Annotated in this window: 20 protein-coding genes; 5 read left to right on the top strand and 15 right to left on the bottom strand. The window is 72.2% G+C overall.

Features of this window, described 5'->3' with window-relative positions; all coding sequences use genetic code 11:
• Positions 1-66 precede the first annotated feature (66 nt).
• Positions 67-894: an enoyl-CoA hydratase/isomerase family protein gene (locus ACIPSJ_RS50395; protein ID WP_401356896.1), complete on the bottom strand. Its 828-nt coding sequence runs from the start codon at positions 892-894 to the stop codon at positions 67-69.
• Between the two features lie 227 nt (positions 895-1,121).
• On the opposite strand from ACIPSJ_RS50395, the gene ACIPSJ_RS50400 reads away from it, so the two are divergent.
• Together ACIPSJ_RS50400 and ACIPSJ_RS50405 are read left to right on the top strand one after the other, a co-directional pair.
• On the top strand, positions 1,122-2,651 hold the full coding sequence (locus ACIPSJ_RS50400) for a long-chain fatty acid--CoA ligase (RefSeq protein ID WP_393658528.1): 1,530 nt from the start codon (positions 1,122-1,124) through the stop codon (positions 2,649-2,651).
• A gap of 3 nt (positions 2,652-2,654) precedes the next feature.
• A complete protein-coding gene (locus ACIPSJ_RS50405; protein ID WP_359221777.1) occupies positions 2,655-3,425 on the top strand; it encodes a 3-oxoacyl-ACP reductase family protein in 771 nt (256 codons plus the stop codon).
• Positions 3,426-3,521: 96 nt separating this feature from the next.
• On the opposite strand, the gene ACIPSJ_RS50410 is transcribed toward ACIPSJ_RS50405, so the two are convergent.
• The 4 genes from ACIPSJ_RS50410 to ACIPSJ_RS50425 all read right to left on the bottom strand — a co-directional run bounded on the left by ACIPSJ_RS50410 (position 3,522) and on the right by ACIPSJ_RS50425 (position 7,366).
• Positions 3,522-4,340 (bottom strand): IclR family transcriptional regulator, encoded by an 819-nt coding sequence (locus ACIPSJ_RS50410; RefSeq protein ID WP_359221778.1) that lies wholly within the window; start codon positions 4,338-4,340, stop codon positions 3,522-3,524.
• Between the two features lie 186 nt (positions 4,341-4,526).
• Complete coding sequence (gene dmpG / locus ACIPSJ_RS50415; protein ID WP_359221780.1) at positions 4,527-5,537, bottom strand: 4-hydroxy-2-oxovalerate aldolase; 1,011 nt, start codon at positions 5,535-5,537, stop codon at positions 4,527-4,529.
• Positions 5,534-6,484 (bottom strand): acetaldehyde dehydrogenase (acetylating), encoded by a 951-nt coding sequence (locus ACIPSJ_RS50420; RefSeq protein WP_359221782.1) that lies wholly within the window; start codon positions 6,482-6,484, stop codon positions 5,534-5,536. The genes dmpG and ACIPSJ_RS50420 overlap by 4 nt, the downstream gene beginning before the upstream one ends.
• A gap of 63 nt (positions 6,485-6,547) precedes the next feature.
• Positions 6,548-7,366, bottom strand: coding sequence for a 2-keto-4-pentenoate hydratase (locus tag ACIPSJ_RS50425; RefSeq protein WP_401356902.1), 819 nt, complete (start codon positions 7,364-7,366; stop codon positions 6,548-6,550).
• A gap of 427 nt (positions 7,367-7,793) precedes the next feature.
• On the opposite strand from ACIPSJ_RS50425, the gene ACIPSJ_RS50430 reads away from it, so the two are divergent.
• Positions 7,794-9,392, top strand: coding sequence for an FAD-binding protein (locus ACIPSJ_RS50430; RefSeq protein ID WP_359221784.1), 1,599 nt, complete (start codon positions 7,794-7,796; stop codon positions 9,390-9,392).
• A gap of 57 nt (positions 9,393-9,449) precedes the next feature.
• Here ACIPSJ_RS50430 and ACIPSJ_RS50435 read toward each other — a convergent pair whose 3' ends face one another.
• Together ACIPSJ_RS50435 and ACIPSJ_RS50440 are read right to left on the bottom strand one after the other, a co-directional pair.
• Positions 9,450-10,076, bottom strand: coding sequence for a TetR/AcrR family transcriptional regulator (locus ACIPSJ_RS50435; RefSeq protein WP_401356904.1), 627 nt, complete (start codon positions 10,074-10,076; stop codon positions 9,450-9,452).
• 42 nt (positions 10,077-10,118) lie between these two features.
• Positions 10,119-10,979 carry an alpha/beta fold hydrolase gene (locus ACIPSJ_RS50440; RefSeq protein ID WP_355723603.1) on the bottom strand — a complete coding sequence of 287 codons (861 nt, stop codon included), beginning with the start codon at positions 10,977-10,979 and terminating at the stop codon, positions 10,119-10,121.
• Positions 10,980-11,143: 164 nt separating this feature from the next.
• Between ACIPSJ_RS50440 and ACIPSJ_RS50445 the strand changes: the two genes are divergently transcribed.
• Positions 11,144-12,016: a VOC family protein gene (locus tag ACIPSJ_RS50445; RefSeq protein ID WP_359221787.1), complete on the top strand. Its 873-nt coding sequence runs from the start codon at positions 11,144-11,146 to the stop codon at positions 12,014-12,016.
• A gap of 92 nt (positions 12,017-12,108) precedes the next feature.
• On the opposite strand, the gene ACIPSJ_RS50450 is transcribed toward ACIPSJ_RS50445, so the two are convergent.
• From ACIPSJ_RS50450 to ACIPSJ_RS50465, 4 genes are read right to left on the bottom strand one after another with little or no spacing between them, the layout of a single operon-like run.
• Complete coding sequence (locus ACIPSJ_RS50450) at positions 12,109-12,297, bottom strand: ferredoxin (protein WP_359221789.1); 189 nt, start codon at positions 12,295-12,297, stop codon at positions 12,109-12,111.
• Between the two features lie 15 nt (positions 12,298-12,312).
• Positions 12,313-13,125 (bottom strand): mycofactocin-coupled SDR family oxidoreductase, encoded by an 813-nt coding sequence (locus tag ACIPSJ_RS50455; RefSeq protein WP_401356907.1) that lies wholly within the window; start codon positions 13,123-13,125, stop codon positions 12,313-12,315.
• A 7-nt stretch (positions 13,126-13,132) separates the two neighbouring features.
• Positions 13,133-13,354, bottom strand: a complete 222-nt coding sequence (locus tag ACIPSJ_RS50460; RefSeq protein WP_359221793.1) for a hypothetical protein — start codon at positions 13,352-13,354, stop codon at positions 13,133-13,135.
• Positions 13,351-14,496, bottom strand: coding sequence for an amidohydrolase family protein (locus ACIPSJ_RS50465; RefSeq protein WP_359221794.1), 1,146 nt, complete (start codon positions 14,494-14,496; stop codon positions 13,351-13,353). Before ACIPSJ_RS50465 ends, ACIPSJ_RS50460 begins: the two co-directional genes overlap by 4 nt.
• 177 nt (positions 14,497-14,673) lie before the next feature.
• On the opposite strand from ACIPSJ_RS50465, the gene ACIPSJ_RS50470 reads away from it, so the two are divergent.
• Positions 14,674-15,537 (top strand): mycofactocin-coupled SDR family oxidoreductase, encoded by an 864-nt coding sequence (locus ACIPSJ_RS50470; RefSeq protein ID WP_401356911.1) that lies wholly within the window; start codon positions 14,674-14,676, stop codon positions 15,535-15,537.
• Positions 15,538-15,540: 3 nt separating this feature from the next.
• On the opposite strand, the gene ACIPSJ_RS50475 is transcribed toward ACIPSJ_RS50470, so the two are convergent.
• From ACIPSJ_RS50475 to ACIPSJ_RS50490, 4 genes are read right to left on the bottom strand one after another with little or no spacing between them, the layout of a single operon-like run.
• On the bottom strand, positions 15,541-16,518 hold the full coding sequence (locus tag ACIPSJ_RS50475; protein ID WP_401356914.1) for an NADPH:quinone oxidoreductase family protein: 978 nt from the start codon (positions 16,516-16,518) through the stop codon (positions 15,541-15,543).
• Positions 16,515-17,714: an acyl-CoA dehydrogenase family protein gene (locus ACIPSJ_RS50480; protein ID WP_401356916.1), complete on the bottom strand. Its 1,200-nt coding sequence runs from the start codon at positions 17,712-17,714 to the stop codon at positions 16,515-16,517. The genes ACIPSJ_RS50475 and ACIPSJ_RS50480 overlap by 4 nt, the downstream gene beginning before the upstream one ends.
• Positions 17,711-18,478, bottom strand: a complete 768-nt coding sequence (locus ACIPSJ_RS50485) for an SDR family NAD(P)-dependent oxidoreductase (RefSeq protein ID WP_359221800.1) — start codon at positions 18,476-18,478, stop codon at positions 17,711-17,713. The genes ACIPSJ_RS50480 and ACIPSJ_RS50485 overlap by 4 nt, the downstream gene beginning before the upstream one ends.
• An 11-nt stretch (positions 18,479-18,489) precedes the next feature.
• Positions 18,490-19,638 (bottom strand): acyl-CoA dehydrogenase family protein, encoded by a 1,149-nt coding sequence (locus ACIPSJ_RS50490; RefSeq protein WP_401356918.1) that lies wholly within the window; start codon positions 19,636-19,638, stop codon positions 18,490-18,492.
• Positions 19,639-19,711: the final 73 nt, after the last annotated feature.

Raw genomic sequence — 19,711 nt, forward strand, 5'->3', positions numbered from 1 at the left:
TGGCTGGTCGCGCAGTTCCTCCCCCAGCCTTCGGCCGGGGGGACCCCCAGCCCCCCTTCGGGGGCGCTACAGCGCGGCTCTGTCGTCTGGTCCCGCATTCCCTCTGGGGCGCTCCTGTGCCGTGTCTCCGAAGCGGGCGCGGCCCGGGCCGCGCTCAAGGAAGGACTGGATGCCGGTGTCGGCGTCGGTGGTGCCGAACACGCCGGTGAACAAGGCGCGTTCGAGGGCGAGGCCGGTTGCCAGGCCCGTGTCGGCGCCGTGGTCGACCGCCTCCTTGATCGCCTCCAGGGCCGCGGCCGGGCCCTCGGCGAGGCGGTGGGCGTAGGCGAGGGCGGTGTCGAGGACGCGGGCGGGTGGGACCACCTCGTCGACGAGGCCGAGGCGCAGGGCCTCGTCGGCGCCCACGCGGCGGCCGGTCATCAGGAGGTTCTTCGCGCGGGAGGGGCCGATGAGGCGGGTGAGGCGCTGGGTGCCGCCGGAGCCCGGCATGATGCCGAGCTGCACCTCGGGCTGGCCGAGGAGCGCGTCGTCGGCCGCCACCCGGTAGTCGGCGGCGAGGGCCAGCTCCAGGCCGCCGCCGAGGGCGTAGCCGGTGAGGGCGGCGACGACCGGCATCGGCAGGCGTGCGACCTCGTCGAAGGTCCGCTGCAGGGCGCGGTTCCAGCCCCGGACCTCCTCGGGACCCATCGCGGCCAGTGCCTTCACGTCCGCGCCGGCCGCGAACAGCCGCTCTCCGCCGTAGAGCACCACGGCCCGTACGCCGGGGGTGTCGGCGAGTTCGCGGACGCAGGCGGAGAGCTCCGCCCGCTGGGCGGAGTCGAAGGCGTTCATCGGCGGGTTGTCCAGGCGGACCGTGACGACCGGCCCGTCGAGGTCGAAGCGGATGCGTGGCACGGGCACCTCCTCGTCGGCTTCTTCGGCACATTCAGGCGGCTTCGGCAGCGGCAGGCGCGGGAGCGCTTGTCGAGGCCTTCATGCCGTCGTAAAGTGCGGAAACAAGTTTTATAGACCAAGGGGTACACTAAATCTTCGGTGCGGGCAACCGACCGGTCGGGATCCGGGTTGCCCTAGAGCCGGGGCGGCCGCGGTCGTCGTCGAACACCACACAGTGAGAGTGAGCCGTGCACAATTTCGCGAGCATCCTCGACTACCACCTGGCCCAGCGGCCCGACGCCGTGGCGGTCGCGCAGGAGGACCAGGAACTGACGGTTCGTCTGCTGCACGAACGCGTCAACCAGTTGGCCGCCGGGCTGACCGAACTGGGCATCGGGCGCGGCGACGTCGTCGCCCTCCTCCTCTACAACCGGCCGGAGTTCCTGGAGCTGGTCTACGCGGCGAGCCGGATCGGCGCCGTGTTCCTGCCGCTCAACTACCGTCTCTCCGAGGAGGAGTGGCAGTACATCCTGGGTCACTCGCAGGCCAGGGCCGTCATCGCCGAGCCGGAGTTCGCCCCGGCGATGGAGCGCAGCGCCGGCTGCCTGACCGATCTGGAGCACCGGATCCTGGTCGGCTCCGCGCCGACCGCGTCCTGGATCGACTACGAGGCGCTGCTCGCCGCCCACCGGGGCGCCCGGGTGGAGCCGGTGGACGTCGGGCCGGAGGACCTGCAACGCCTGATGTACACCTCCGGCACCACCTCACGTCCCAAGGGCGTGCGCATCACGTACGGGAACCTGGCGGCGAAGAACCTCGCGCACATCGTCCACTTCGGGCTCACCGCGGCCGACACCACGCTGGTGTGCGGTCCGCTCTACCACGTCGGCGGTCTCGACATGCCGGGCCTCGCGACCCTCTACGCGGGCGGCGGCGTGGTGCTCCAGCGCAGGTTCGACCCGGTCGGTACGCTGCACGCGATCCAGAAGCACCGCGTCACCAACCTGTGGCTGGCGCCCGCCATGGTCAACGCGGTGCTGGAGGTCCCCGACCGCGACACCTACGACACCGCCTCGGTCCGCTTCATCCTCGGCGGCGGCGAGAAGACCCCGGAGCCCGTGCTGCGGCGCATCATGACCGCGTTCCCCAACGCCTGGTACGCCGACGCCTACGGCCTGACCGAGACCGTCTCCGGCGACACCTTCCTCGACCGCGAGCACGCCCTGACCAAACTGGGTTCGGTCGGCCGTCCCGTGCCGCACACCCGGGTCAGGATCGTCGACGACGAGGACAAGGAGGTGCCCGCGGGCGAGCTCGGCGAGATCACCCTGCGCGGGCCGAAGGTCTTCGCCGGGTACTGGCGCGACGAGAAGGCCACGGCCGCCGCGCTCAGGGACGGCTGGTTCCACACCGGCGACATCGGCCACCTCGACGAGGACGGCTTCCTCTACATCGACGACCGCAAGAAGGACATGATCGTCTCCGGCGGCGAGAACATCGCCACCCCCGAGGTGGAACGCGTCCTGTACGAGCACCCCGCCGTGCTGGAGGCGGCCGTGGTCGGGCTGACCCATCCCCGCTGGGGCGAGGTCCCGCGCGCCTTCGTGGTGCTGCGGCCGGGCACGCAGGCCGGCGCCGAGGAGCTCCGGGAGTTCTGCCGGACCCGGCTGGCCAAGTTCAAGGTGCCCGCCCGCGTCGACTTCGTCGACGAACTGCCCCGCACCCCCTCGGGCAAGGTCCTCAAGCGGACCCTGCGCGACATCCCCACGGAGGGCTGAGCCATGGCCGACGTCAACACCGAACTGCGCCTGGACGGCAGGACGGCGTGGGTGACCGGGGCGGGGAAGGGGCTGGGCCGGGCGATCGCGGTCGCCCTCTCCCAGGCCGGCGCCACCGTCGCCGTGACCGCCCGCACCGCCCCGGACCTCGACCAGCTCGCGGCCGAACTCGCGGGCCACGGCGGCAAGACACTGGTCGTCCCCGGATCGATCGCCGACTCGGCCGCCGTGCGGGAGATGGCCGAGCGCATCACCGACGCGACGGGCCGGCTGGACGCGCTCGTCAACTGCGCCGGGATCAGCCCGCACTTCACCCGCAGCGAGCGGGTCACCGACCAGGACTGGCAGCAGGTCCTGGACGTCAACCTCCAGGGCACGTTCTACTGCTGCCGGGAAGCGGGCAAGGCGATGCTGGCCCAGCGTTCGGGGTCGATCGTCAACGTCTCGTCGGTGCACGCCAGTACCGGCTTCGAGCGGATCGCCGCGTACGCCGCGAGCAAGGGCGGCGTCGAGGCGCTGACCCGGGCGCTCGCCGTGGAATGGGCCGATCGCGGGGTACGGGTCAACTCCCTCGCCCCGGGCTACTTCCACACCGACCTCAGCTCCGGGCTGCTGGACAGCCGCTGGGGCGAGCGGATCACGGCCGGCACCCCGCTGGGCCGCGTCGGCAGCGCCGACGAACTGGGCGGGGCCGCGGTGTTCCTCGCCTCCGACGCCTCCCGCTTCGTCACGGGTACGACCCTCACGGTGGACGGCGGCTGGACGGCCTGGTGACCCGCCGCCCTCCTTTCCGCCTCCCGCGGCCGTCGGCTCGGGGGGCCGGAAGGGGGACGCCCCCGGGGCCGGGCCGTCAGGGACGGCCCGTTCCCTCTATCCCACCAGCACGTCCTGGCGGTCCGGCAGCGGGGTGTCGGCGAGGTCCTCGGAGACGGCCCGGACCACGTTGACCACCAGCGGGGCCACCCGTTCGAGCGCGGTGCTGTCGTCACCGACCACCGATATCGCCGCGACCGGGCCCTCGGGCCCGCGCAGCGCGAGGCCGACGCATCCGATGTGGGGGAAGCATTCCCCCCGTTCGATCGCCAGGCCGTTGCGGCGCCGGACCAGGCCGAGTTCGCGGTGCAGCTGGTCGAGGCGGCCGATGCTCTGCGGGGTGCGGGGCTCCATCACCTGTGCGCAGCGGGCCTCGACCTCCTCCGCGGGCAGCCAGGCGAGCAGGGCCTTGCCCAGCCCGGTGCAGTGCGCGACCGCCCGGCCGCCGACCTTCGAGGGGATGTCGAAGGCGGCCCGGCCGCCGACCTTGTCCAGGTAGTAGATCTCCGGTCCGTCGAGCACGGCCAGGTGGACGACCATCCTGGTCCGCACCGCCAGGTCCAGCAGGTGGGGCGCGGCCGCGGCACGCAGCGCGCTGTGGTCGACCTCCCGGCCGCCGAGGCCCAGGGCGCGGCTCCCCAGTGCGTATCCGGCCGCGGTGTGGCGCAGCCAGTCCAGGCGGACCAGCTGGTCGAGTATGCGGTGTGTCGTCGAGCGCGGCAGCTGGGTCCGACGGGATATCGCTTCGAGCGTCAGCCGGGTCTGCGGCCGTTCGAAGAGATCCATGATCAGCGTCACGCGCTCCATCATCGACGGAGGCAGCGCGGGGCCGTCGGCCTCGGTGGTACGCGCGCTCAGGCGAAGGGCAGACGTCATCGTCGGTGCCTCTCTGCTCAAACTGAAATCAATTCTAGTTCGGCGCCGACGACAAAGTACCAACGGCTTCGACCGCAGAGATAGAGGCGTGCACCGATTTATTAGAGCGGTTGGTCTATTCTTCCCGCCACGTAAAAACGTACCGCTCCCGGAGGCCGTCCGGGAGCGGTACGAGCGGTCGGTGGGTCAGGCGCGGCTGGTGAGGTCCAGGGCGATGTCCACGATCATGTCCTCCTGGCCGCCGACGAGTCCCCGGCGGCCGACCTCCTCCAGGATGGTGCGGGCGTCCAGGCCGTATCGCTCCGCCGCGGTCTCGGCGTGCCGCAGGAAGCTGGAGTAGGCGCCGGCGTAGCCGAGGGTGAGGGTCTCCCGGTCGACACGGACCGGGCGGTCCTGCAGGGGTCGTACGAGATCCTCGGCGGCGTCCTGGAGGGCGTGCAGGTCGCAGTCGTGTTTCCAGCCGAGGAGGTTGGCGACGGCGACGAACGGCTCGATCGGGCAGTTGCCCGCGCCCGCGCCCTGTCCGGCGAGGGACGCGTCGACGCGGGTCACGCCCTCCTCCACGGCGACCACGGAGTTGGCGACCGAGAGGGAGAGGTTCTCGTGCGCGTGGATGCCGATCTGGGTCTCCGGGGCGAGTACGTCACGGTAGGCGCGGATGCGGTCGCGGACGCCGTCCATGGTGAGCCGGCCGCCGGAGTCGGTGACGTAGACGCAGTGCGCGCCGTAGGACTCCATCAGCTTCGCCTGTTCGGCCAGCTTCTCGGCCGGGGCCATGTGGGCCATCATCAGGAACCCGGAGACGTCCATGCCGAGTTCGCGGGCGGTGGCGATGTGCTGGGCGGCGACGTCGGCCTCGGTGCAGTGGGTGGCGATGCGGATGGAGCGGATCCCCAGGGCGTAGGCGCGCTTGAGTTCGGCGATGGTGCCGATGCCCGGCAGCAGCAAGGAGGTGAGGACCGCGCGGTCGACGGCGTCGGCGGCGGCCTCGATCCACTCCCAGTCGGTGTTGCTGCCGGGCCCGTAGTTGAGGCTGCCGCCGGCCAGTCCGTCGCCGTGCGCGACCTCGATGGCGTCCACGCCCGCCCGGTCCAGCGCGGCGGAGATCTTCGCGACGAACTCCGGGGTGATGCGGTGCCGGATGGCGTGCATGCCGTCCCGGAGGGTGACGTCCTGCACGTAGAGCCTGCGGGTCACTGGGCCACCTCGGAGGTCGGACGGAGGGCGACGCGCTCGGCGACCCGCAGGGCGGCCGAGGTCATGATGTCGAGATTGCCGGCGTAGGCGGGCAGGTAGTGGGCGGCGCCCTCGACTTCGAGGAAGACGGAGACCTTGGTGGTCGCCTCTCGGGCGTCGCCGGTGAAGAGGGTGTGCACCGGGTCGTCGGCGGCGACCGGGGTGAACTGGACCTGCTGCTTGAGCCGGTAGCCGGGCACGTACTCGGCGACCGCGGCCACCATCTCCGCCACCGAGGCACGGACCGCGTCGTGGTCGGCGTCGCCGATCAGGCAGTACACCGTGTCCCGCATGATCAGCGGCGGTTCGGCCGGGTTGAGCACGATGATCGCCTTGCCGCGGCGGGCGCCGCCCACCTTCTCGATCGCCCCGGCGGTGGTCTCGGTGAACTCGTCGATGTTGGCGCGGGTGCCGGGGCCGGCCGACCGGGAGGCGATCGAGGCGACGATCTCCGCGTAGGGCACGGGGGTGACGCGGCTGACGGCGTGCACGATCGGGATGGTGGCCTGGCCGCCGCAGGTGACCATGTTGAGGTTTTCCGCATCGCCCGCGAGGTGCTCGTCCAGGTTGACCGTCGGCACCACGTACGGCCCGAGGGCCGCCGGGGTGAGGTCCACCAGGCGCTTGCCGTAGGGGGCGAGCTTCCTGGCGTTCTCGATGTGGGCCTTGGCCGACGTGGCGTCGAAGACGATCCCGATGTCGTCGAAGCCGTCCATCCGGATCAGGCCGTCCACACCCTCGTGCGTGACGGGCACCTTCAGGCGGGCGGCGCGGGCGAGGCCGTCCGACTCCGGGTCGATGCCCACCAGGGCGGCCATCTCCAGGGTGTCGGACAGGCGCAGTATCTTGATCATCAGATCGGTGCCGATGTTGCCGGAGCCGATTACGGCCACCTTGGTCTTCGTCATCCGTGTTCCTTGGCTTCGGGGGCGTCGAGGGCTGCGGGGTCTTCGGGAGGCTTCGGGGTCTTCCTAAGGCGTGAAGGCCGCGGTCACCGAGCCCAGGCCCGACAGTTCGGCCCGTACGGTCGTGCCCGGCGGGGTGGGGACGAGCGGGCCGAGGGCGCCGGAGAGCACGACCTGCCCGGCGCGCAGCGGGTCGCCGAACTCGCGGGCGGTGCGCGCCAGCCACAGCAGCGCGGCGAGCGGATCGCCCAGGCAGGCGGTGCCGTCGCCCTCGGAGGCGAGCTTCCCGTCGGCGTACAGCCGCATGGTCACCTCCCGCGGCTCGAACTCGTCCAGGCCGACCGCCTGTCGCCCGAGCACGAACAGGCCGCTGGAGGCGTTGTCGGCAACGGTGTCCGTGATCTGGATGTCCCAGCCGGCCACCCGGCTGTCCACGATCTCCAGTGCGGCCACCGCGTGCCCGACCGCCGAGCGGACCCGCGCCAGGTCGAGGTCGTCGGTGTCCAGGTCGGCGGCGAGCACGAACGCGATCTCCGCCTCGGCCCTGGGCTGGAGCAGCCGGCCGCTGGGGACGGCCGGCAGGGCGGTGACGTCCATGTCGTCCAGCAGCACGCCGAAGTCGGGCCGGTCGACGCCCACCTGGCGCTGCACCGACGGGGAGGTCAGCCCGATCTTGCGGCCGACCACGCGTGCTCCGGCGGCGATCCGGTCGCCGACCAGGCGCCGCTGGACGGCGTAGGCGAGGCCGATGTCGGCCGGGCCGAGCAGATCCCGTACCGGCGCGCAGGGGCTGTGGTCGCGCGCCGCCCGGGCGAGGCGCGCTGCCGCCTCGGCCACGGCTGTCTCACGGTCCGCGACCGCCGTCGGTTCCCACACGTCTGTCATCGCCGTCCTCACCTCGTTCCGGCCTTCAGCCTCCGCCGACGTCCGGGGGAGCCGCCGGGGACTTTCCGCTCACCGGGACTGGCGGACGGCCCACCGGGACCGGTGCCGCCGTCCGGTAGGACCAGGCCGGCTCCGGGGCCGACGGGACGAGGCGGGCGGCCGGCGGGCAGGGGTCTCGCTGAGCGAGATGGCGCGGGAATGACCTTGCGCTGTCTCATTACCGTCGTCCGCGGGGCTGCCGGGCGGCGATGGCGGCATGCCCCGGCCCGCGGGGGCCGTGGGACGCCCCGGCCGGCCGGTCGCCGTCGCGGGCCCGTCGTCCTGGCCGCTGTCCGGGAGCGCGGGTTCCCGGTTCCGTCCCGGCCGCCCCGCACAGCGCGGTCCCTCTCCCCCCACCCACAGGTTCGGCACCCATCAGGAGGTTCGGATGAGCATCAACGAAGATGCCTACGACGTGATCGTCGTAGGGTCGGGCGGAGGTCTGGTCGGGGCGTACGTGGCGGCCTCGCGCGGCCTGCGCACCCTGGTCGTCGAGAAGTCCGCCCTGGTGGGCGGCACGATGGCGTACTCCGGCGCCGGGCTGTGGTTCCCGGGTTCCGCGCCCCTCACGCGCGCCGGGCTCGGCGACGACGTCGAGGCGGCCCGCACGTACCTGCGGAAGGTGATCGGCGACCCCTCCCGCGAGGCGCTCCAGGACGCCTACCTGGAGGCCGGGGTGAAGCTGATCGACGAGCTGGAGCGGAGCGCCTGGTTCCCGCCGTTCATCCACGGGCCGGTCCCGGACTACTTCGTGACCGCCGAGGGTGCCTCGCCCACCGGGCACACGGTCTTCCCGATGCCGCTGGAGATCGCCGAGCTCAAGGAGAACGCGCAGATCCTGCGCCGTTCGCTGCCCACCGAGCGGTGGGACTTCGAGGAGGGCCCGCTGGTCTCCGGCGGCCGGGCGCTGGCCGGCCGGGCGCTCGGCGCGTTCCTGGAGACCGGCAACGGCACGGTCAGGCTGAACACCCGGCTGGAGAGCCTGATCGTCGAGGACGGCCGGGTCGTCGGCATCGAGGCGACCAGCGAGGGCGAGCCGGTCCGGTTCCGGGCCACGCGCGGTGTGATCCTGGTGGCCGGCGGCTTCGACCACGACCGCGAGCTGCGCGAGAAGCACCAGGCGCCGCTGACCGGCGACTGGTCCAACGGCGTGCCGACCAACACGGGCGACGCCCTGCGGGCCGGCCTCGCCGTGGGCGCGGACGTCGACCTGCTCGACGAGGCCTGGTTCGTGGCCGGCCTCATCCAGCCGGACGGCCGGCCCGTCTTCCACACCGGCACCCGGGGCGGCATCTGGGTCAACGCGGCGGGCGAGCGCTTCGTCAACGAGACCCGGCCCTACGACCAGGTCGGGCACGAGATCATGCGCCTGCACCACTCCTCGGACGTGAGCCACATACCGGCCCACTGGATCTTCGACCAGCGCCAGCTGGACCGTGACAGCTTCGGCGGCCCGCCCGACGAGCCGCTGCGCCCGGAGTGGCTGGAGTCGGGCGCGCTGCGCAAGGCCGACACCCTGGAGGATCTGGCGCGGCTCATCGGCGTCCCGTTCGACAACCTGCGGCGGACCGTCGACGAGTTCAACGGCTACGCGCGCACCGGCGTCGACGAGAGCTTCCACCGCGGCGAGTCGGTGTGGGACCAGATGTTCCACCACATCGTGCCGTTCGCGGCCGACCCGCGGCAGAACTTCCCGGCGAAGCCGGAGACCGAGTTCCCGAACCCGCTGCTGACGCCGATCGCCGAGGCCCCGTTCTACGTGGCGACGATCGTGCCCTCCGACATCGGCACCAAGGGCGGTCTGCGGACGGACCGGGAGGCCCGCGTGCTGCGGCCGGACGGGCGGCCGATCCCCGGCCTGTACGCGAGCGGCAACACCGCGGCCGCGATGTCCGGGCGGGTCTACCCGGGTGCCGGAACCCCGATCGGGTCCAGCATCGCCTTCGCCTACCGCGCCGTCCTGGACATCGTCGGGACGGACGGCTGACCCCGAGGACGTGACGGTGCCCGGGACACTTTCGGTGTCCCGGGCGTCTTCGGATGCTCAGCCGGTGACGATCAGCCGTGCGGCCAGGCGCAGGTCGGCGGCTCCCTGCTCGGGGGAGATCTCCTCGGTCAGGACCGCGACGAACAGTCCCCACCAGCCGTAGACCAGCAGCCGCGTCCTGCTGCGGCAGGTGGCCGCGTCCGCGCCGCCGCGCCGCGCGAGCAGCCGTAGCAGCCGTTGCCCCAGCGCCCGTTCGACGATGTCGATCCGGGCCGGGACGCCGGTGGCGTACTCGGTGAACGAGGACACCGCCACCGCCGAGGCCAGCAGGCGGCTGCCCAGCAGCTTCCCGGTGAGCGCGACCAGGATGTCGGCGACCTCGGTCGCGGGGTCCGTCGGCCGGGCGGTCACCGGTTCGCGGTCGCGGTCGCGGTCGCGGTCGCCGAGGAACTGCTCGATGTGCCATTCGAGGACCGACAGGAACAGATAGGGCTTGGACGGGAAGTAGCGGTACAGCGTGGCGATCGCGACGCCGGCCTCCTTGGCCACGTCGTGCATCTGGACGCTCGCCAGCCCCTCGCGGGCGCCGAGTTCGGAGGCGGCGCGCAGGATCCCGACCTGCCGTGCCGCCTGCCGGGTCGACATCGGCGCGGCGGCGGGCCGTGCGTCCACGGGTCTCGCCACGTCCGCGTCCTCCCTGTCGTCGAGTGCTCGCGCCGAGGGCACTCAGCCGGCCTCCGGGCGGGTCAGGAAGGCCAGCACCGCGCTCTCCCAGGCCTCCTTCTGCTCGATCATCGCCCAGTGCCCGCAGTCGGGGAGCACGTGCAGTTCGGCCTTGGGGATGGTGCGCATCGGCAGCAGCGCGCTCTCCAGCGGAGTGACCCGGTCGTCGCGGCCCCAGGTCAGCAGGGTGGGCGCGGTCACCTTGTGGAGCATGGCCCAGATCGGCTGGTCGGACTGCGACTGCGCGGCCTGCATCGCGGCCATCGCCTGGCGGCCGTAGATCCGCCGGGACGCCTCCAGGGTCTCCGGTTCGGTGGCGCTCGCCCAGCGCTCCTCGATCAGCTCTTCGGTGAGCAGGGCCGGGTCGTGGACCATGGACCGCAGCCACTGGACGAGGTTGTCGCGGGTGGGGTTCTCGGCGAACTCCACCAGCAGGTTGAGCCCTTCGCTGGGGCCCGGGGAGAGCAGGTTGCGGCCCACCCCGCCGATGGTCACGACCCGGCGGAACAGATCCTTGTGGGCCACCGCGAGCCCCACCGCGACGAACCCGCCCATGGAGTTGCCGATGACGTCGACACGGTCGAGGCCGAGGCCCTCCAGGAAGCGCAGGACGGCCTTGGGGGCGGCCGCCATCGGGTTCTCGGGGGTCGGATCGCTCACGCCGAAGCCGGGGAACTCCAGGGCCAGGCAGCGGAAGTGGCGGGCGAACAGGGGCAGGTTGCCCCGGTAGTTGCGCCAGCCGGTCACACCGGGGCCGGAGCCGTGCAGCATCAGCAGGGGCGGCCCGTCGCCGGCCTCGTGGTAGCGCAGGACGCCGTCGTCGGTGGTCAGTTCGCGCAGGGTGTCCTCGTAGCTGAGTGTCATGACGGCCACCGTGGCACCGGCGCGGTCGCCGTCGCCGTACCCCTCCCGATCAGTGGGACGGTCCCGGCGGCGGGGCCGTGGGGCCTCCTACCGTCGCGGGTGTACCGAACACCGGGGGCCCGACGGGCCGCCCCGGACCTGACCAAATGTGAGGGGAGGGCCTGATGGGTGTTCACTCACTCGGGTACCTGCGTCTGGAGTCCAACGACCTCGACAAGTGGAAGGCCTTCGGCGCCGACTTCCTCGGTCTGATGCCGGCCGGGGATGCCGACTCCGAGTCGCTGTCCTTCCGGATGGACGACCATCCGGCCCGGATCGTGGTCTCTCCCGGCGCCCAGCCCGGGATGACCGCGCTCGGCCTGGAGGTCCTCGACGAGCGGGAGCTGGCCAGGCTGGTCGCGGACGTCGAGAAGGCCGGCATCAAGGTGACCGCCGGCACCGAGGCCGAGGCGGCCGAACGCAGGGTCACCGGCTTCGTCAAGTTCAACGACCCGGGCGGCAACCCGGTCGAGCTGTTCTACGGCACGGTCCTCGACCACGTGCCGGTGCAGACCCCGCTGGTGTCGAAGTTCGTCACCGGCGACATGGGCTTCGGCCACGCGATCGTCTCCGCGGAGGACGCGCGGACCACGTTCGACTTCTACGTCGGCGTCCTCGGCTTCATCGAGCGGAACACCATGCGCTCGCCGGGCGGCACCACCTGGTTCATGGGCTGCAACGCGCGCCACCACACGCTCGGCGTGACGCCGATGCCGGGCCCGGGCCGGCTGCTGCACTTCATGGTGGAGGCGGCGACCCTGGACGACGTCGGCCGTGCCCTGGACCGGGCCGGCAAGTACGAGGTGCCGATGATGCACTCGCTCGGCAAGCACACCAACGACCACATGGTGTCGTTCTACGTCTGGTCCCCGGAGAACTACGCCGTCGAGTTCGGCTGGAACGGCCTCAAGGTGCCCGAGCCCGTCCCGGTGTACGAGATCACGGACGGCGCGTTCTGGGGTCACCACTTCACGCCGCCGCCGCAGCCGGCCGGCTGAGCGGGCGGGTACGGGGGGGGAGCCCCACGGTCCTCGGACCGTGGGGCTCCGTCGTGTCGGCGCCGTGCCGTCGCCGTGTCGGCGCCACCGTGTCAGCCGACGGTGATGGCCCGTTCCGGGCAGGCCGTCTCCCCGTCGCGGGCGTCCTGTTCCAGGCCCTCCGGGACGTCCGCGTCGAGCGGCAGCGCATAGCCGTCGTCGTCGAGGCGGAAGAGCCGCGGTGCCGCGGCCGCGCACCGGGCGTGGCCCGAGCACGACGCCGAGTCGATGGTGACCTTCATGCAACCCACTCCGTTCTACGGCTTGTTGGTCGAACCCGCGTCGACGGTGAACTGCAGCCCGGTGACGTGCCTCGCCTCGTCGGAGGCGAGGAAGAGGACCGCGTGGGAGACGTCCCGGGGCTCGACGTACGGCGCCAGGGGGTTCATCGCGGCGAGCGCGAACAGCGGCTCGCGGGCGGCGAGTTCCTCGATCGGCACGCCGACGGTGATGCCGGTGTCGCTGACCCCGGTGGGGTGGACGGTGTTCACCCGGATGCGGTGCGGGGCGAGTTCGTTGGACAGGGCCTTCATCAGGCCCACCACGCCGTGCTTGCTCGCCACGTAGTGGGCGTACGGCACATGGCCGCGGATGCCGGCCGCCGAGCTGGTGATCACGATCGAGCCGCCCTCCCCCTGCTCGATCATCCAGGGGACCGCGGCGCGCACCGTGTTCCAGGGGCCCTTGAGGTTGACGTCGACGGTGACGTCCCACGCCTCCTCGGACAGCTCCCAGGCGGCCCCTATGCTCATCACCCCGGCGTTGGCGACGACGGTGTCGAGCCGCCCGAACTCCTCGCGCGTCGCCTCGACCGCGGCCCGCATCTCGGCGATCGAGCGGACGTCGGCCTGGACCGCGAGGCACCGCCGGCCGGTCTCCCTGACCAGCTTGACGGTCTCCTCCAGCTCGTCCCTCGTCGCCAGGGCGTAGGGCAGTTCCGCGCTGATGTCGTGGCAGACGTCGGTGACGACGACGTCCGCGCCCTCCTCGGCCAGCCGCACGGCGTGCGAACGGCCCTGCCCGCGCGCCCCTCCGGTGATGAGCGCGACCTTGCCCTCCATGCGCCCCATGGCCACCTCAGTTCCCCTTCGGCTGGTCGATCAGGTCCTCGGCGGCCTCGCGCAGGGCGCGCAGCCGGGTCCGGAGGAGCTCGCGTTCGGCCTCGTCGGACGGGCCCAGTGCGGTGAGGCGGGCGTCCGTCTGCGCGATCTCGGCGAGGAGCCGGCCGTGGGCCTCCTCGCGGGTGAGCAGGTCCAGGTCGGTCCAGTCGGACCGCTCGGACTCGGGGAGCCGGCTCATGCGGGGAGGTTGTAGAGGCGGCGGGTGTTGAGCTCCACGATCTTGTGCACCTCTTCGTCGGGTACGTCGGCGAGGACCTCGGCCGCGTAGGCGCGGGACCTGGGCCAGTAGGAGTCGGAGTGCGGGTAGTCGCACTCCCAGGTGATCTTGTCGATGCCGACGTGGTGGCGTACCTCGACGCCGAACCGGTCGTCGATGAAGCAGCCGTGGAAGTGCCGGTGGAACAGCTCCGAGGGCCGCACGCTCTGGTTGACGTTCTGGTAGAAGCGGTGCCGCTCCCAGGTGCCGTCGGCGCGCTCCAGGAGGTAGGGGATCCAGCCGATGCCGCCCTCGGACAGGCCGATCTTCAGCTTGGGGTGCTTGTGCAGCACCGAGGAGAAGAGCAGGTCGGCGGTGGCGAACATGGCGTTGCAGCCGAACAGGGTGATGGTCACCGCGAAGGGGGCCTCCTCGGCGGTCTTCGGGGGCTTGCCCGAGGTGCCGAAGTGCAGGCAGACGGGCAGGTCGGTCTCCTCGGCCGCCGAGAACATGGGGTCCCAGTAGTCGGTGTGGAAGGAGGGCAGACCGCGCGGGGCGGGGTTCTCCGGGAAGGAGATCGCCTTCGCGCCCTTGGCCGCGGTGCGGTGGATCTCGGCGACGCAGGCGTCGACGTCCCACATCGGCATGATGACCAGCGGGATGAGCCGGCCCGGCGCGGTGGCGCACCACTCGTCGAGGACGAAGTCGTTCCACGCCTGCACGCAGAGCAGGGCGAGGTCGCGGTCCTGGCCGTCCAGGAAGACATGGCCGGAGAACCCCGGGAAGGACGGGAAGCACAGGGCGCCCCAGACGCCGTCCAGGTCCATGTCGCGGATCCGGGCCTTGGGGTCGTAGCAGCCCGGGATCATCTCGTCGTAGCGGGTGGGTTCGAGGCCGAATTCCTCGGGCTGCTTGCCGGCGACGGCGTTGAGGCCGATGTAGGGGTAGATCCGGTTCTCGTAGACCCAGACCTCGGCGGGGGCCTGGCCTTCGCCGCGCGGCTGCTCCACGATGCGCGGCCCGGCCTCCCGGTACCGGGCCGGCAGCCGGTCGGACCACAGGTGTGGGGGTTCGATCAGGTGGTCGTCGGTCGACAGCAACTTCATCCATGGCTGCAACGGCATCGTGTGCTCCCTCGGTCTCGGGGACTCTCTAGCACCGGGCACATTGTGTGCACTGAACATGTCCCACTGGACGGGAATGATCGACCAACTCCCGCTTGAATCGGAGACGATCAGGGATCGCCCGGCTTCCCGCGCCACTATTCAGGCTACTCTTTTATTCGACGGAAGGAGACCCCCATGGGTCGAGTGCAGGACAAGGTCGTCTTCATCACCGGGGCCGCGCGCGGTCAGGGCCGGGCCCATGCGGTCCGGCTCGCCGCGGAGGGCGCCGACATCGTCGCCGTGGACCTGTGCGCGGACATCGCGACCAACGCCTACCCGCTGGCCACCGAGGCTGATCTGGACGAGACGGTGCGGGAGGTGGAGAAGCTCGGCCGGCGGATCGTCGCCCGCAAGGCGGACGTCCGGGATCCGGCCGCGCTGAAGGCGGCGGTCGCCGAGGGGGTGGCCGAGCTGGGGCGGCTCGACGCCGTGGTCGCCCAGGCCGGGATCGCCCCGCTGGGGCCGCGGCAGACCGCGCAGGCCTTCCTGGACGCCGTCACCGTCGACTTCAACGGGGTGGTGCACGCCGTCGAGGCGGCGCTGCCCCATCTGCCCGACGGCGCCTCGATCGTCGCGACCGGGTCCATCGCGGCGCTGACCCCGGCGACCGTCGACAACCCGGCCAACGGGCCCGGCGGGCTGGGCTACTCCTTCGCCAAGCGCCAGGTGGCCGCGTTCGTGCACGACCTGGCGACGGTGCTGCTGGCCCGCCGGATCCGGGTCAACGCGGTGCACCCCACGAACGTCAACACCGACATGCTCAACAGCGACCTCATGTACCGGTCGTTCCGGCCCGACCTGGAGAACCCGACCCGCGAGGACGCGCTGTCCTCCTTCCCCGCGACGACGGGTTTCGGCATCCCCTACGTCGAGGCGGAGAACGTCTCCGACATGGTGCTGTTCCTGGTCTCCGAGGAGTCGCAGTACGTCACCGGCATGCAGATGCGGGTGGACGCCGGCGGCTATGTCAGGCGGCGCCCGCAGCTGCCGGCGTTCTGAGGGTCACGCCGTCAGGTCGATGACCACCTTGCCCGTGGTGCGCCGCTGTGCCACGTCGGTCAGGGCCGAGGCCACCTCGGCGAGGGGGTGGACCCGGGAGACGAGCGGGCGCATGCCCTCCCGGACCAGCCCGGCCAGCGCCCGGTCCCCCGCGGCCACCGCGTCCGGGGCGTACCGGCGCAGCATCCGGATCTCGAAGCCCCGTACGACCGCGTCCTTGAGCAGCACCAGGTTGAGCGGGATCCGCGGGATCTTCCCGTCGGCGTAGCCGACGGTGACGAACCGGCCGCCCCGGCGCAGCGCGCGCAGGGCGGCCTCCGCGTGGTCGCCGCCCACCGGGTCGACGACCAGGTGGGCGCCCTCGCCGCCGGTCAGTTCGCGGATCCGGGTCTTCAGGTCCTCGCGGACGTAGTCGACGCCGCCCTCGGCGCCCAGCTTTCTGGCGACGGTGAGCCGCTCCTGGCTGGAGGCGGCCGCCACGACGCGCAGGCCGAGCCGGGTGGCGACGTCGACGGCCGCGGAGCCGACCCCGCCCGCGGCCCCCAGCACCACCGCCCACTCCCCCGCCGCGCCCTGCCCGACGGTGGTCAGGGCGTGGTACGCGGTCGCGTAGGTGACGTGGAACGCGGCGGCGTGGACCATGTCGAGGCCCTCGGGGACGGGCCGCAGCCCGGCCGCCGGCACCACGACCTGCTCGGCGAAGGCGCCCGTGAGCACCGCCCCGGCCACCGGCGTGCCCACCGCCGGACCGGACACCCCCGGGCCGAGCGCGGCGACGACCCCGGCGAACTCGCTGCCCGGGGTGAACGGCAGCGGCGCGGGCACCTGGTAGCGGTTCGCCACCAGCAGCACGTCCGGGTAGTTGACCGCCGCCGCGTGCACCCGGACCAGGACCTCCCCGGGCCCGGGTGCCGGGTCGTCCAGGTCGACGACGGTCAGGCCGTCCGGCGGTCCGTAGTCCGTACAGCGGGCGGCTCTCATCGTGTTCTCCCGGTGGCCGGCATCGCCGGGTCCCGGGGCAGTCCCAGGACCTGTTCGGCGATGGTGTTGCGCTGGATCTCGGCGGTGCCCGCGCCGATCGTGGAGGCCCGGGTGCGCAGGAAGCCCCACACCCAGCGGCCGCGCTGCACCGCGTGCGGGTCACGGCGGCCCAGGATGCCGTACGGGCCCAGCAACTCCAGGGCGAACTCGTGCAGTTCCTGCTCGAAGGTCACGATGAACAATCGTGAGGTCGAGGAGGCCGGGCCCGGCTCGCCCTGCGCCATGATGTCGGCGATGGTCCGCATCCCGGTGAGCCGCATGACCGTCACCCGGATCTCGAAGTCGGCGAGCCGGTCGCGGACCAACGGGTCGGCGGTGGCGCCGCGTTCGTGTGCCAGCTCGATCAGCTCGTCGAGGACGCGCCGGTACCGGGCCGCCTGGTTCATCGCCCCGGCGGCCCGTTCGTGGCCGAGGCTGGTGCGGACCAGGGGCCAGCCGCCGTTCTCCGCGCCGACCCGGTTCGCGACCGGGACCCGGACGTCGTCGAAGAAGATCTCGCAGAAGTGCGCGTCGCCGGTGAGGTCCCGCAGCGGGCGTACGGTCACGCCGGGGGCGTGGGCGTCGATCAGGAGGTAACTGATCCCGTCCTGGCGGGAGTCGGGCGGTCCGGTGCGGACGAGGGTGAACAGGATGTCGGCGATGTCGGCCGAACTGTTCCACACCTTCTGGCCGTTGACGACGTACACGGCGGCCGGGTCGTCGGGGCCGCCGCCCTCGCGGCGGGCCGTGGTGCGCAGCGCGGGGAGGTCCGAGCCCGCCTCCGGTTCGGAGTACCCCTGCGCCCACACCGAGTCGCCGCGCAGCATGGGGCGCAGGAAGCGGTCCTTCTGCTCGGGTGTGGCGTACCTGATGAGGGTGGGCGCGGCGATACCGAGTCCGGTGCCCAGGGGGCCGGGGACCCGGGCGCGCGCGTACTCCTCCTGGTAGACGACCTGACGGGTGAAGGGCAGGTCCATGCCGCCGTACGCGCGCGGCCAGCTCGGGCCGGCGTATCCGCCGTCGTACAGGGTGGCCAGCCACTTCTTCTGCCAGGCGAGGCGTTCGGCGGGGTCCTTGGGGCGGCGGCCGGGGTGGTGCTCCGCCAGGAAGGCGCGCAGGCGGGTGCGGAACTCCTCCTCGGTGTCCGGGGCGGTCATCGCGGGGCCATGCGGATCGCGCCGTCGAGGCGGACGGTCTGGCCGTTGAGGTAGGGGTTCTCCAGCATCTCGACGGCCAGGCGGGCGAAGTCGTCGGGGTCGCCCAGGCGCTTGGGGTGCGGGACGGAGGCGGCGAGGCCGTCGCGGATGTCCTCGCGGAGGCGGCCGAGCATGGGGGTGTCCATGATGCCGGGGGCGATGGTGTTCACCCGGATCCCCCAGCTGGCCAGGTCACGGGCGGCGACCAGGGTCATGCCGTGCACGCCGGCCTTGGCGGCGGTGTAGGAGGTCTGGCCGATCTGGCCGTCGAACGCGGCCACGGAAGCGGTCAGCACGACGGCCCCGCGGTCGCCGTCCACCGCCTCGTTGCCGGAGAGGCGGGCGGCGGCCAGCCGCAGCACGTTGTAGGTGCCGACCAGGTTGACGCGTATCACCTCGGCGAAGGTGGCGAGTTCGCCGGGGGTGCGCTCGCGGTCGATGATCCGGGTGCGGTCGCCGCCGCGCCCCGCGCAGTGCACGACGAAACGCAGCGGGCCGAGTTCCTGCGCGGCGTCCAGGGCGGCGTTGACCGCGTCCTCGTCGGTGACGTCGGCGCGGACGAAGCGGGCGGCCTCGCCGAGTTCGGCGAGGGCCTTGGCGCCCTGTTCCTCGGAGATGTCGGCCAGCACGACCTTGCCGCCCCGCCCCGTGATCCGGCGCGCGGTGGCGAGGCCCAGGCCGGAGGCACCGCCGGTGACCAGTGCCGTGGATCCGTCGATGTTCACGTGAGTCTCCTCTACAGGCCCAGGGACTTGCTGATGATGGTCTTCAGGACCTCGCTGGTGCCGCCGTAGATGCGGGTCACCCGGGCGTCGGCGTACAGCCGGGCGATCGGGGATTCGAGGATGTAGCCGTAGCCGCCGTGCAGTTGCAGGCAGCGGTCGACCACCCGGCCCTGGGTCTCGGTGCAGAACAGCTTGGTCTTCGCCGCGTCGGCCGGGCTCAGCTCACCGGCGACGAGCGCGGTGATCGCGGCGTCCAGCAGGGTCTGGGCGGCCTCCGCCTCGGTGGCCATGGCGGCGAGTTCGAACTTGGTGTTCTGGAAGGAGGACAGCGCCTTGCCGAATATCTCGCGGTCGCGGACGTAGCCGACGGTCAGGTCGATCGCGGCGCGGGTCTGGGCGACGGCGCCGACCGCGATGGCCAGGCGTTCCTGGGCGAGGTTGCGGCCGAGGTGGGCGAAGGCGGCGCCCTCCTCGCCGAGCAGGTTGGCGGCGGGGACCCGGACGGCGTCGAAGGCCAGCTCCACCGTGTCCTGGACGGTGAGGCCGATCTTCTCCAGCTTGCGGCCCACGGTGAAGCCGGGCATGCCCTTCTCCACGACGAGCAGGGACAGTCCGGCCCGCCGGTCGGCCGGGTCGGCGCCGGTGCGGGCCACGACGATCACCAGGTCGGCGTGGTGGCCGCCGGTGATGAAGGTCTTGGCGCCGTCGAGCACCCAGTGGTCGCCGTCGCGGACCGCCCGCGTCGCGATGCCGGCCAGGTCGGAGCCCGTGCCCGGTTCGCTCATCGCGATCGCGGTGTACAGGTCGCCCGAGGCGAGGCCCGGCAGCCAGCGGGTGCGCTGCCCGGCGTCGGCGAGACCCGTGAAGTACGGGACGACGACGTCGAGATGGGTGCGCAGGCCGCCGAGGGTGACGCCCGCGCGGGCGCACTCCTCCTGGATGACGACGTTGAAGCGGTAGTCGTCCTGGCCCCCGCCGCCGTACTCCTCGGGGACCGCCGTGCCGAGGATGCCCAGCTTGCCCATCGAGGTGAAGAGGTCCCGGGGGACGAGACCGGCGCGCCGCCAGTCCTCGTACACCGGCAGCACCTCGCGGGCGATGAAGTCCCGGACCAGCAGACGGAAGTCCTGGTGGTCCTGTGCGAACAGGGTCCGGCGCATCGGATCTCCTTCGACTCTCGACCCTATTCAGTATACGCAATTAGAGCACACGGATGCAGCAGAAGGCCCCGTA

This window comes from Streptomyces sp. NPDC090088 (assembly GCF_044747345.1).
GTDB lineage: Bacteria > Actinomycetota > Actinomycetes > Streptomycetales > Streptomycetaceae > Streptomyces.